The following is a 12,845-nucleotide window of genomic DNA, read 5'->3' as shown; positions in this document are numbered from 1 at the left end:
CAGCGGTTAAAGGGCGGCGTTATTGGCGCGTTTGGGTAACGGTTTTACGTTGTTGGTGTTAACGCCCATTTGGTGTTTTATGGCATCCATAATAAAGCGCGCGGTTAACGGCATGCCGTCGTAATTTAAAACCTTACGTAAATGTTTGGGGTCGATGTCGCATTCGTTCACCAACAGCGAGCGCATTTGTGCATCGCGGTTTTGCTCTACCACAAAAACGGTTTCATGGCGCTCAATAAACGCGTGGATGTCGTCGTTAAAAGGAAAAGCGCGAATGCGGCAGGTATCCACTGCAACGCCTTCCTCGGCCAACTGTTCGGCGGCTTCTAAGGTGGCGTGCATGGATGTACCAAAGTGGACTATGCCAATGCTGTGGCCCTGGTCGAAAATTTCCGGCTCGGGAACGTAGCTTTTAGCGGTTTGCCATTTTTTAAGTAGGCGTTCCATGTTGCGTACGTAGGCGCTGCCGTCCTCGGTGTACACCGCGTATTCGTCCCGTGATGTGCCCCGGGTAAAAAACGCGCCCTTGGTTGGGTGAGTGCCGGGGTAGGTGCGAAAGGGAATGCCGTCGCCGTCCACATCTAGGTAGCGGCCGAAGCGCTCACTCATTTCTTCCAGTTGTTGTGCCGTAAATACCTTGCCGCGTTGGTATTGTCGCCCGTCGTCCCACTCAAAGGGCTCCGACATATTGTCGTTCATGCCAAGGTCTAAGTCGGTTAATAAAATAACCGGGGTTTGCAGTTGGTCCGCTAGGTCAAATGCCTGGGCGCTCATATCAAAACATTCTTTGGGCGTGGCGGGTATCACTAAAACGTGCTTTGTATCGCCGTGGGATGCGTAGGCACAGGCAAGCACGTCGGATTGCTGCGTGCGAGTTGGCATACCCGTGCTGGGGCCGGAACGTTGTACGTCCACCAACACGGCGGGGATTTCGGCAAAATAGGCCAGCCCCAAAAATTCACTCATCAACGATATGCCGGGGCCGCTGGTGGCGGTGAAGGCGCGGGCACCGTTCCAAGTCGCGCCAATCACCATACCTATGGCGGCGAGTTCGTCTTCTGCTTGCACAATGGCAAAGTTCTTTTTGCCCGTGCCGGGGTCTATTCGCAGGCGTTTGCAATAGCGCTCGAAGGCCTCTGCCACTGAGGTGGACGGCGTAATCGGGTACCAGCCGGCCATGGTGGCGCCTCCATATACCGCACCCAATCCCACCGCTGCGTTACCATCAATCAATATTTGGTTATTGGCTTCGCGCCTTTCTACGGTAACGTGCAATGGGCAATTAAAATGCTTACTAGCGTATTGAAAACCCAACTCCAGGGCGTGAACGTTGGGGGCGATGAGTTTTTCTTTGCCCTTAAATTGATCGGCGATTAATCCGGTTAAAACATCAAATTCAATATTAATTAATGCCGCCAGCGCGCCCACGTAAATAATGTTTTTAAACAATTGGCGTTGGCGAGCGTCTTTGTATTCGGTTAAGCAAATCTGCGTTAGGGGCAGGCCAATAAACTCTATGTCATTGCGCATCAACCGCAGGTCTAGAGGTTTGCTGTTGTCGTAAATAAAGTAGCCGCCGGGCACCACTTCTTTAATGTCTTTAGCCATGCTCTGTGGGTTGACCGATACCATAATATCGATGCCATCGCGCCGGGCTAGGTAGCCTTTATCGTTGCAGCGTACTTCGTACCAAGTCGGTAAGCCCTGAATATTGCTGGGGAAGATATTCTTGGGGCTAACCGACAAGCCCATGCGAAACAGCGCTTTGGCAAATAGGTTGTTGGCGCTGGCCGAACCGGTGCCGTTGACGTTGGCAAATTTAACGACTAAATCGTTTACTTTGGCTTGGCGATGAAGTTTATGGCTCATGGCGTTTCCTCCGCCTTAGAGTTGGGTTCGTAGTAGTTCATCTGCCCAGCCTTGGTAACGCTGTAATAGTATTTTTGCATATCCCAGGCAGCGGTGGGGCAGCGCTCGGCGCACAGGCCGCAATGTAGGCAAACATTCTCATCTTTTACCATGACGCGGCCGGTGGCGAGGTTATCTGAGACATACACCGATTGCTCGGTGTTGTTGGCGGGCATTTTCAGTTGGCCGCGCAGATCCGATTCCGTCGTGCTGCTGTCAACGGCAATAAATGTTAGGCAATCGGTGGGGCATATATCGGCGCAGGCGTCGCATTCGATGCAATTTTTTTCTTCAAACACCGTTTGCACGTCGCAATTTAAGCAGCGGCTGGCTTCTTGTAATGCTGTGCTGGCATCGAAGCCGATTTCAACCTCCAGCTTGCGATCTTTCACTGACTTAGCCACGTCTTCGTGGGGCACTTGGTAACGTTGATCGTTTGCCACGGGGGAGTCGTAGCTCCATTCGTGGATGCCCATTTTTTGGCTAATTAATGTTGTGCCGGGCTCCGGCCGCTGGCGTAGATCTGCGCCTTGTATAAATAAATCGATGGAAATAGCAGCCTGGTGCCCCTGGGCGACGGCGGTGATCACATTTTTGGGGCCGAAGGCTGCATCGCCGCCGAAGAATACCTTGGGTAGGGTGGACTGGAAGGTGGTTTCATCTAAGATGGGCAAATCCCATTTACCAAATTCCAAACCCAGGTCGCGCTCAATCCACGGGAAGGCGTTGTCTTGGCCTACGGCTATACAAACGTCGTCGCATTCCATGGTGACATCCGGCTCGCCGGTGGCAATCAAACTGCGGCCGCCTGAGCTGTCGTATTCAGCGCGCACTTTTTCAAAGCGCATGCCAATCAATTTACCCTCTCGGACGATAAATTCTTTGGGCGTGTGGTTTTCGAACATGGTGACGCCCTCGCGCTCGGAATCTTCAATTTCCCAAGGAGAGGCTTTCATTTCAGAGCGTGGGCTGCGCACCACGCAATTAACGCTGTCGGCGCCCAGGCGCAGTGCGGTACGGCAACAATCCATGGCTGTGTTGCCGCCTCCCAAAACAATAACGCGTTTGCCAATTTTTTTGGTGTGGCCAAACGCGACGGAGCCGAGCCAATTAATGCCCAGGTGTATATTGTTGTCGGCTTGTTCGCGGCCGGGTAGGTTGAGGTCTCGCCCCCGTGGCGCGCCGGTGCCAATAAATACCGCATCGTATTGTTTTTCCAAGATGCTTTTCAGGCTGTCGACATAGGAGTTGTAATGCGTGGCCACACCCATATCGGTGATGTAGTTCACCTCTTGGTCGAGTACCGATTCGGGCAGCCGAAAACTGGGGATTTGGCTGCGCATAAAGCCACCGCCGGCGGGTTGGTCGTCGTACAAATCGACGTTGTAACCCAAAGGCATGAGGTCTCTGGCCACGGTGAGTGAGGCGGGCCCGCCGCCAATAAGCGCTACTGTTTTACCGTTTTTTTGCTGCGGAATTATTGGCATGGCAGCGGTGATGGTGTCGTCCTGTTTGTGGTCTGCGGCGACGCGCTTTAACCGGCAGATGGCTACTGGCTGATCTTCAACCCGGCCGCGCCGGCAGGCGGGTTCGCAGGGCCGGTCGCAGGTGCGACCCAACACGCCTGGGAAGACATTGGATTCCCAGTTCAGCATATAGGCGTCGTCGTAACGTCCCGCGGCGATTAACCGAATGTATTCTGGCACTGGGGTGTGGGCAGGGCAGGCGTATTGGCAATCAACCACTTTGTGAAAGTAGTCGGGGTTACTGATGTCGGTAGGTTTCACGGATTCCTCCAGGCAACAACAGCATGTAACATCATAGACGATGCTAGCCTGGCTCAAGTGTTCGTTGAGCGATGCCCAGAGCGGCGGCCTATATCCACGGATATTCATTGCGGTGCTGCACCGGATGTGTAATTCGATGTTTTAATCGATGCTATAAACCGGTGTAACTAGGTTCGCCACTGCAGCGCAGTTCACGGGGCTGCGCTTACTCTCATTTAACAGGCACTTCTACTACGGTTTCTCAGACTCGGAGCCAAAACTATTTTCGCACTTGGTAACCTAGTTGATTAAATTATCGTATTGGTTTTACAGGTGCGAATTGCTGCTTAATTATTATTTTTACTGCTGGTATTTTTACTGCTTTTCATTGATTGCGCAGGTTTATGTTACTGCTTATAACACTTGAGATAATTTTAGGAAGCTCTGATTAACCTCGGTCGCTTCTGCGCGTGTCCTCAAAGCTCAACTGGCAAGGCGATTTTCGCAGTTAATGGCCGTCGTCCTTAACAAGAAAATCAACGCAGTCAGATGGGCTTTGAGGCCGCGCCCTGCGGGGCTTCCAGAGCTTCCCGATATCTTTGTTAACGTTTTTTGACGTACGGCCAGTATGCCTTCAAAACGTTGCCGCGATCTCGAAAAGCTCTGGGAGCCAGAAGTCATCCGAGGTTATTCAGAGATTCCTATAGCTTGTATTGCGCAAGCAATGTTTTGGTAAAGCCATTTTAATGTACTCATTTTGAGTAAAATAACAAGCTGTTATTACCGGTAGGCTGGTTTTGAGCGGTTAAATGTCCTTTCACAAACACAGGTTTTTGCGCGGGGGTGGGGAGGCGGAGGCGAGAGGCTTAAATAACCTGTTAATGGCTGGCGGTTAAATCACTCGTTGGTGTTCACCTGGGTAATGTAACCCTCCACGACCTTTGCCATTTCATCCAGGGTGATCGCGCCCTTGGCCAGTAAGGCATCGTGGAAATCCTTAATGTCGAAATCACCTGCCAATGCCTGTTGCGCCTTTTCCCGTAGCTGCCGAATGGTTAACTCTCCCATTTTGTAGGATAGCGCCTGCCCCGGCCAAATAATGTAACGGTCTACCTCTGTTTGCACATTGTGCAGGCTAAGGCCTGTGTTGGCGGCCATGTAGTCCATGGCTTGTTCTCTGCTCCAGCCATACCAATGGAAGCCGGTGTCTACCACCAGGCGTGCGGCCCGCCAGGATTCATAGATCAGTCGGCCAAAGCGCTCGTAGGGTGTTTGGTAAAAGCCCACTTCTTCACCCAGGTATTCGCAATAGAGTGCCCAGCCCTCGCCAAAGGCACTGATGTACCCCTCGCGGCGGAAGGTGGGTAAATCGGTTTTCTCCTGGCTTAGCGATATCTGTAGGTGGTGCCCGGGTACGGCCTCGTGCAAGGTGAGGGCAGGCAGCTCGTATAACGGGCGTTTCGGCAAGTTGTAGGTGTTTACCCAATATTGGCCAGCGCTGTGTTTGCCGGGCGGGCTATAGTAACGGCCGGTGGTGTAGTTTGGCGCAATGGCGGCGGGGACGGGTTCCACCGAGTAAGGCCGGCGGGGCAGGGTGTTAAATAACGACGGCAGAATGCCATCGGCCCGTTTGGCGTAATAGGCTGCTTCTTTAAGGAGCTGGGCTTCACTGGTGGCGTAAAATTGTGGGTCGCTGCGTAAAAAATCCAAAAATTCTGCCAGCGAACCGGCGAATTTCAGTTCTGCGAGGATTACCTGCATCGCCTGCTGTATGCGTTCCATTTCGCTCAGACCCAGGGCGTGAACCTCTTGCGGGGTAATAGGTTTGGTAACGAAATGGGTGACACGGTTTTGGTACCACGCCTGGCCGTTGGGTAGTTGGTTAAGGCCAATGCTGGTTCGTGCATTGGGTAAATAACGCTCTGCCATAAATCGGTGCAGCGCCTTTAGGGCCGGTATCAGCTCCTCATTGATGGTGGCTTTTGCCGCAAGGTAATGCTCGCTGCGCTTGTCCAAATGGGCTAGGGGCTGTAAGTAGTGCTCCGGCTGGCTTACGCTGGAGATGGTTTGTAGTGTGTGGCCGATGGCAGTTTGGGGGTGGGTTATGCCCTGGGCTAAACCCTGCTCCAACCAGTATATTTGTTGCTGTATGTACAGGGGGCTCTGCTTTAGGGCCTTAAGATAAATAGCTAAGTCGGCATCAATGGTGGTGTCCAACCGCGAGGGGAGGCGACCAATGTTTAACCAAAACCCGCCTTCCGAGGTAAATGGCGTAAGGTGTTCGCCAAAGCGATACTTGTCCAAACGATTATTCAATTCGTAAATCAGCAGTGCTTTTGAGGTGCTTTCTTCGGCGCTTAGGCCCTGGTTGGCAATTGCTTTAGCGCGTTGCAAGAGTGCTTGGTAAAAGGCCTGATGCGCTGCTAATGCATCCGGTGACAGGTCGGGCAATTTGGCCTTGGTAATGTACGGGTGGCTGCTGCCCGCTACAAACGTGTCCTGCTCCAGCGAGTGTTGCCAATAGTCGTCCATGGCCATTGTGAGTTCAGAAGCGCCGCTATCTGCGGGCTGCACGTTGCTACAGGCGGTGAGTGCCACTGTGAAGGTGATCGTGAAGGCAATAGTGAAGGCAAACACAGCGCAGACTAAAGAGCGGCTGAGCAACAGGTGCAAGTTGGGCAGTTTCATGGGCGTGACTGTTCTCGGCGTTGCTCGCTATGACGATGCAAGGGGTAAAGCCTTCAGTGTTGGTCGACGATTTGGGTGGCGTGGGCAGCGCGCAGCGCAAAAACAAAAAAAGCCCTATAATCCACCCACTGATTCTGATAATGGTTATAACTATGCGAGTACCTTTACTTCTACTAGCGGCGGCGGCCAGTCTGCTGAGCGCTTGTTCCACTAGCCCAACCGGGCGCCAGCAGCTGATGTTGATCTCTCCGGAAGCGGCGATTGTTGAGTCCAAAAAGGCCTATCTGAGCACCGTGCGAGAGCTGGATGCTAACTCTAAATTAGTCAGCGACCCGGCGGTGGTGAAGCGCGTGCAAACCGTTACTGGACGCTTGGTTACCGAGGCCATAAAGCTTTACCCCAGCACCAAAGATTGGGAATGGAGCGTGGCCATTATTGATGACCCGGATACCATCAACGCCTGGTGTATGGCCGGCGGACGTATGGCCATCTACACCGGTATCATTAACAAGCTGAAGCTCACCGACGACGAAATGGCGCAGATTATGGGGCATGAGATTTCCCACGCAGTTGCTAACCATTCAGCGGAAAAGATGTCTCGCGCCATGGCAATAAACGTTGGTGTGGCGGCTACGGCCGCGGCATCGGATAACAATGCCTTGGTTCTCTCTGGTGCCGCCATGGCCGCCAAATTGGCGTTAGATCTACCCAACAGCCGCACGGCGGAATCCGAAGCCGACCGCATTGGCATTGAAATCGCTGCTCTAGCCGGTTACGACCCGCAGGCGGCAGTTAGCCTGTGGCAGAAGATGGCTGAAGTCGGCGGCAATGGCCCACCGCAGTTCCTGAGCACGCACCCGGCGCCGGCTAACCGACAAAAAGCGCTATCTTCCCTGGGGCCCGAAATGCGAGAGCTCATGCCTGCTAGCGGCAAAGCCTCCGTTTATCCCATCGAAATAGTGCAGTAGTTCTACACCTCGCTGGCCCAACGGTTGTGGTCAGCGAGCTTCTCCTAACCGCTTACCTGTGCTGTTTTTACGTTTAAGTGTCGGCCATAAGTTATTGTTCTTTCGATAAAATATGAGAACAGACCACTCTCTGGTTACTTGGCCCTATTGAACTAATGCGTGTATCGTGGTCTAGATTAGCACGTGATTAAGTACTGGTTTGCAGAGGGAGTTGTGTCTATTTTCCCTCAAGCGTTGACATTTAAGCGCCTTTTCGGCTGCGACAATAGTCCCCATCCCCTTAATTATTAGATTTGAACTGAGCCCAATGGAGTTGCGTAAGTCGCTAGCCAACGCATTCATACGCTGTTGGAGAACGCTTCAATGACGAGGACCACCCTAGGTAGTAACGCATGACGGACAAAACTGTATACGATTTGATCATCGCCGGAGCCGGCATTCACGGTGCAGCCATCGCTCATCAAGCCGTGAGTAATGGGCTCAGTGTGTTGGTTTTGGAACAGTACGATCGGGCGGCGCGAGCGACCTCAGGTAGGTCGTCTAAGTTAATCCACGGTGGTTTGCGTTACCTAGAATCGTTTAACTTTAAGTTGGTAAGAGAGTGTCTGTTGGATCGTCAACGGCTGCTAGAGCAATACCCGGATCTTGTTCGTATGCGGCGTTTCTTTATCCCCATTTACAAAAACACTAACCGCAGTCGGTTTACCATTAACGCGGGTTTAACCCTGTACGGCCTGCTAGGCGCCGGCGGTAAATACAGCCGGCACCGAAAAATACCCAAAAAAGATTGGGACGCGTTGGATGGCATTAAGCAAGACGAGTTGCTGGCCGTTTATCAATATTGGGATGCGCAAACCGATGACGCCAAATTGACCAGCCGATTGTTACAGGAAGCGCAGGCGCCCAATAAAGGCCCTAAGGCGGAGGTGATATTTAACGCCAGCGTAGAAATGTGCGAGCGTAATGGTGATAAGTTACGCGTTAAATATCTACAGGAAGACGTGCCAGTGGTTGCCCATGGTCGGCATTTTATCAATGCCACTGGCCCGTGGGTGAACGATACCTTGGCAAAATGTAAACCCAGCGTAGAAGGTCTGCCCGTAGACTTAGTGCAGGGCACTCATCTTGAGTTGCCCGGCCAACTTAAAAAAGGCATCTATTATTTTGAGGCGCCGCAGGATAAGCGCGCCGTTTTTGCTATGCCTTGGTACGGTAAAATTCTGTTTGGTACCACAGAAACTGTGTACCGAGGAGATCCGGCCGAGGTTAAGCCAACTATGCTGGAAGAAAGCTATTTGCTAACCATTTTTAATTATTACTTTCCTGATAACCCGGTAGAAAGAACCGACGTTATCAGTAGCTGGGCCGGGTTGAGAGTACTGCCCTCCAGTGAGGCTTCGCCGTTTAAACGATCTCGGGATACCATCTTCCACAAGGATGACGACAATGACCCGAGAATTCTCTCAATATACGGCGGAAAACTTACTAGCCATTATTCCACCGCGGAAAAATTATTAAAATTATTGCGATGACTTCTACTTACATTGTTGCCCTAGACCAGGGCACCACCTCCAGCCGTGCCATCGTGTTTGACGAACACGGGGCTATACTATTTACGGCCCAACAAGAGTTCGCCCAAATTTATCCGGCGGATGGTTGGGTAGAACACAACCCCGAAGAAATCTGGCAAACGGCGCTGGCTGTGACCAAAGAGGCTTGTGATTGGGTTAAAGAGCGAGGCAGCACTGTCGCCGCTATTGGCATAACCAACCAACGCGAAACCACCTTGGTGTGGGATAAAAATACCGGTGAGCCGGTGTACAATGCCATCGTTTGGCAAGACAGGCGCACTGCCAAGTTCTGCCGTGATTTAAAACAAGAGTATAGCGAGCAGGACTTGCAAGCCCGTACTGGGTTATTGTTGGACCCGTATTTTTCTGCCACTAAAATCACCTGGATACTCGACAATGTTGCAGGTGCCAGGGAAAAAGCGGAACAGGGCGAGTTGCTGTTTGGTACCGTGGATAGCTTTTTAATTTGGCGTTTAACCGAGGGCAAAAGTTTTGTAACCGATATTACCAATGCCAGCCGCACCAATCTGTTTAATATCGTGAAAAAGCAGTGGGACGATGACTTGCTGGCATTATTCAAGGTGCCTGCAAGCATGCTGCCTAAGGTGCTCGACTGCACCGCCGATTTTGGCACCGCGAGCGAAACCCTACTAGGCCAGGCCGTGCCCATTCTCGGTGTGGCCGGCGACCAACAGGCGGCCACCGTTGGCCAATGTTGTTTTGAACCGGGCAGTATTAAAAGCACTTACGGCACCGGCTGTTTTGTGGTGGTCAATACCGGCGAAACCATGGTTACCTCCAATAACCGGTTGCTGACTACCGTAGCTTATTCGATTAAAGGCACCACCCATTACGCCGTGGAAGGCTCTATTTTTGTGGCCGGTGCGGCGGTGCAATGGATGCGCGATAACCTATCCATTATCGATAACGCCAGTGAAACCCAGCGTTTGGCGCAGAGTATTAATAGTAACCAGGGCGTGTACTTTGTGCCTGCACTTACCGGCTTGGGCGCGCCACACTGGAACCCGGATGCTCGTGGAGCCATCTTTGGCCTAACCCGAGCTACCGGGCCGGCACAACTGGCCAGAGCGGCGCTGGAGTCCGTGGTGTACCAAACCTACGATTTACTGCAAGCGGTGCGAGAAGACGGCATTGCCATCAATAACCTGCGAGTAGATGGTGGCATGGTGGCTAACGATTGGTTAAATCAATGTTTGGCCAATATTCTTAACTTGGAAGTAGATCGGCCCAAGGTGTTGGAAACTACGGCCCTAGGCGCGGCCTATCTGGCAGGCTTGCAGCTGGGGTTGTATCAATCCACCAGTGAATTGGCCGAGCGCTGGCAAAAAGACAGCGAGTTTTTGCCAGCCATGGAGGAAACGACGCGGGAGCAAAACCTGCAAGGCTGGCGCAAAGCGGTGGACGCTGTGTTAGGTATGCACCAAGCCTCCAACGGCTTACATTAAGTCCAAGCTGCGCAGAATGATAATGCCCACGCTGGTACTAATCACGGACAACACCGTGGTGATGGCAATAATGTTGGCCGCCAGCACGGCATTACCTCCCAGCGCCCTGGCCATAACGTAACTCACGGAGGCCGACGGCGCTGAGCACATTAAAAACAGTACGCCCAATTCCATTCCAGAAAACCCCAGATAAGCTGCCACCCCAACTAAGAACACCGGAATAATCATCAACTTAAGCGCAGTGCTGATCATGGCATTGCCAAGGTTTTTGTCGCGTTTGATATTTAGGCTGGCACCGGCACACAGCAGGGCCAAGGGCAGGGTAACCTGGGCAAAATATTCGCCGGTTTGCAATAAAAATTCGGGTACAGGTAGGTGGCTTACGTTGATCAACAAGGCGGCGCAAATGGCAATAATCAGCGGATTTTTGACCACACCCAAAAATACTTTAGCCAACAGTTGCTTGGCTGAGCTGCCCGGCGATAGCCAGCGCACCAGCGTTATCACTGACAGCACGTTGTATACAATGGTGACCATGGCCAAATACACCGCGGCCACTGAATACACCTCAGAGCCATAGGCATTAACGCAGTAGGCGAGACCGATAATTCCCATGTTGGCCCGAAACGCGCCCTGAATCACCACGCCGCGATCAGCCGCCGGTTGCACCAACCAGGGGATAGTAAGCTCTAAGATCAAGTATGCGGCGATGGTGCCAATAACACCCAGACCTAACAGGCCGATACTGTCGCTTAGGCTAAATTTGGCCGCCACAATATTCACGAACAGGAGTGCCGGTAGGGTGATATTAAATACCAGTTGGCTACCGGTAGTGACGAATTCGTCGGTGAGAACGCCCTTTTTTTTCAGCAGGTTGCCGATGGCCAGTAAAATAAAAATGGGTGCAGTAATGCCCAGCGCAAATTGAAAAACATCGAACGAGAGCAACGAGATGGTCTCTTAGCAGAAGTAGGGGAGTGAAGCCGTTATTGTAACCTCTGCAGGTTTAGGGCGATAGCGGGATGTGGTCTGAACTGCGCAAAGTAACCTCGAGGTCAGTTTAATGGCGCTTTGCTGTTATTGCGCTGGTTTCAACCAAAGCCACGGCTAGTTCACCGATCTTGGGCGATGGCCGCTTTCACCGATCTCGGGCGATGGCCCCTCCTAACGATCTTGGGCGATGGCCCCTCCTATCTATCTTGGGCGATGGCCCCTTTGCCAAATCCCTCATAGGCTTTTACTTTGAGGTTGGCGTCGGCGTGGCGTTGTTTTAGTACGCTGTAGATGTGCGTGGCTATGTTTTCTACAGTGGTTTCCGTATCCACCAAATAGCATTTGGCTTTGGGCATGGTCAGTACAAAGTCGCCCTGGGGCGCGGTGTAGCCAAATTGATAGGCCTGCTCGGTTTCGGCTTGAATGTCTTCTCGGGTAGCGATGTAAACATCCTGCCACTGCTGTGCCCATTGCTGCTCCAACTGTGGAGATTTTTCGCCGTTGTGCCAAATACCTATAGTGGAACGATGACCGTGGGCAATGCGTTGGCAGTTGCCGTGGTGTTTCTTTAGGCCATGGGTGTAGTGATAGTAACTTCCAGGGATTGCTTCGGTTGTGAATTCGAGGTCTATTTGGCTGACTTGTTCCGGCATTAGTGCTATCACTGCATTGGTAACCCAATTAACGCAGGACTGCGGCGTAATTTCGGAAACTGGTATCAGGGCTACAGCTTGCTCCGGAGCGGACATTTCGATCACCCCAACGGCGCTTTTCCACGTAAGGTGTATTTGGCCGCCTTGTTGGCGGTAGCTGAGAGCTGGGGATAGGGTAGGTACCGCCAACCGGTGATCTAGATACTCATCCAACCACTCGCGAAAATGGCGCTTCACAGCACTGAAATCGCAGATCATGCCAGTGTGATCCAAAGAGCCGCCCAGGCCAAAGTTGGCAAGCCAGGTTTCTCCCACCATGCCTCGGTCGGCGTCCAAAAAGCTGAAATCGACGTTGGTCAGTTGATCGACAAATAGGTACATAGTAGGTGCTGTATTTGGATGGTGTTGGGTTAACGCTGGGGGCTGTCAAAAAAAAATAGGCGCGCATGGTATCACACCCTGGCCACCAGTATAGGTTAATTTTAGAGCAATTAATGGGCTGGGCTGGCTGAAAACTAGGCAAATTGCCGGCTCATTAGCAAGTGGCGGGCTGGCTTGTGCAGATGGCCTGTTTCAGGGTTGCAATGGCACCTCAAACCCACCATAATGCGGCGCTCGTTATGGTGACCCTTTTCGGTCCCCTCGCAACGATTAACTATAAACCCCGCCAGGCCCGGAAGGGAGCAACGGTAGTAGTGACATCGTGTGCCGGGGTGTGGCTGGATTGGGTCGCCACCCTAACGACCCCTCTGTGATATCCGCACACCTAGAGCGTCTCAATCCTTATCAACATTATCGGCTGTTTTCAGTTTGGCGATACCTGGTTGCTACT

The 12,845-nt window shown here is 52.3% G+C and carries 8 protein-coding genes and 1 other RNA gene; 4 read left to right on the top strand and 5 right to left on the bottom strand.

Annotated elements, in window-relative coordinates; all coding sequences use genetic code 11:
* Positions 1-6 precede the first annotated feature (6 nt).
* From ACGHM3_RS15380 to ACGHM3_RS15370, 3 genes are all read right to left on the bottom strand, one after another.
* On the bottom strand, positions 7-1,869 hold the full coding sequence (locus ACGHM3_RS15380; protein ID WP_345423038.1) for a 2-oxoacid:acceptor oxidoreductase subunit alpha: 1,863 nt from the start codon (positions 1,867-1,869) through the stop codon (positions 7-9).
* A complete protein-coding gene (locus ACGHM3_RS15375) occupies positions 1,866-3,695 on the bottom strand; it encodes an FAD-dependent oxidoreductase (RefSeq protein WP_345423035.1) in 1,830 nt (609 codons plus the stop codon). The genes ACGHM3_RS15380 and ACGHM3_RS15375 overlap by 4 nt, the downstream gene beginning before the upstream one ends.
* Before the next feature lie 876 nt (positions 3,696-4,571).
* Positions 4,572-6,362 carry a DUF885 domain-containing protein gene (locus ACGHM3_RS15370; RefSeq protein WP_345423032.1) on the bottom strand — a complete coding sequence of 597 codons (1,791 nt, stop codon included), beginning with the start codon at positions 6,360-6,362 and terminating at the stop codon, positions 4,572-4,574.
* Between the two features lie 152 nt (positions 6,363-6,514).
* Here ACGHM3_RS15370 and ACGHM3_RS15365 point away from each other — a divergent pair, with 152 nt between their 5' ends.
* From ACGHM3_RS15365 to glpK, 3 genes are all read left to right on the top strand, one after another.
* A complete protein-coding gene (locus ACGHM3_RS15365) occupies positions 6,515-7,330 on the top strand; it encodes a M48 family metallopeptidase (protein ID WP_345423029.1) in 816 nt (271 codons plus the stop codon).
* A gap of 392 nt (positions 7,331-7,722) precedes the next feature.
* Positions 7,723-8,862, top strand: coding sequence for an FAD-dependent oxidoreductase (locus tag ACGHM3_RS15360; RefSeq protein WP_345423026.1), 1,140 nt, complete (start codon positions 7,723-7,725; stop codon positions 8,860-8,862).
* Positions 8,859-10,367: a glycerol kinase GlpK gene (gene glpK / locus ACGHM3_RS15355; protein WP_345423023.1), complete on the top strand. Its 1,509-nt coding sequence runs from the start codon at positions 8,859-8,861 to the stop codon at positions 10,365-10,367. Before ACGHM3_RS15360 ends, glpK begins: the two co-directional genes overlap by 4 nt.
* On the opposite strand, the gene ACGHM3_RS15350 is transcribed toward glpK, so the two are convergent.
* Positions 10,359-11,315 (bottom strand): AEC family transporter, encoded by a 957-nt coding sequence (locus ACGHM3_RS15350; protein WP_345423020.1) that lies wholly within the window; start codon positions 11,313-11,315, stop codon positions 10,359-10,361. The two genes, glpK and ACGHM3_RS15350, sit on opposite strands and share 9 nt — an antisense overlap.
* 242 nt (positions 11,316-11,557) lie before the next feature.
* Positions 11,558-12,394, bottom strand: a complete 837-nt coding sequence (locus ACGHM3_RS15345; RefSeq protein WP_345423017.1) for a 6-carboxytetrahydropterin synthase — start codon at positions 12,392-12,394, stop codon at positions 11,558-11,560.
* A gap of 250 nt (positions 12,395-12,644) precedes the next feature.
* On the opposite strand from ACGHM3_RS15345, the gene ffs reads away from it, so the two are divergent.
* Positions 12,645-12,741, top strand: an RNA gene (gene ffs, locus ACGHM3_RS15340) — signal recognition particle sRNA small type.
* Positions 12,742-12,845: the final 104 nt, after the last annotated feature.

Origin of the sequence: Halioxenophilus aromaticivorans, assembly GCF_042850945.1 — a bacterium.
Lineage (GTDB): Bacteria > Pseudomonadota > Gammaproteobacteria > Pseudomonadales > Cellvibrionaceae > Halioxenophilus > Halioxenophilus aromaticivorans.
Note: the sequence above shows the minus strand (reverse complement) of the source record. Positions and strands in the feature narration are given on the sequence as shown.

Bases quoted from the DNA above. Each gene is read 5' to 3' on its own strand.
- ACGHM3_RS15370 (WP_345423032.1), bottom strand. From the start codon at position 6,362: ATGAAACTGCCCAACTTGCACCTGTTGCTCAGCCGCTCTTTAGTCTGC.
- ACGHM3_RS15345 (WP_345423017.1), bottom strand. From the start codon at position 12,394: ATGTACCTATTTGTCGATCAACTGACCAACGTCGATTTCAGCTTTTTG.
- ACGHM3_RS15365 (WP_345423029.1), top strand. From the start codon at position 6,515: ATGCGAGTACCTTTACTTCTACTAGCGGCGGCGGCCAGTCTGCTGAGC.
- glpK (WP_345423023.1), top strand. From the start codon at position 8,859: ATGACTTCTACTTACATTGTTGCCCTAGACCAGGGCACCACCTCCAGC.
- ACGHM3_RS15380 (WP_345423038.1), bottom strand. From the start codon at position 1,869: ATGAGCCATAAACTTCATCGCCAAGCCAAAGTAAACGATTTAGTCGTT.
- ACGHM3_RS15360 (WP_345423026.1), top strand. From the start codon at position 7,723: ATGACGGACAAAACTGTATACGATTTGATCATCGCCGGAGCCGGCATT.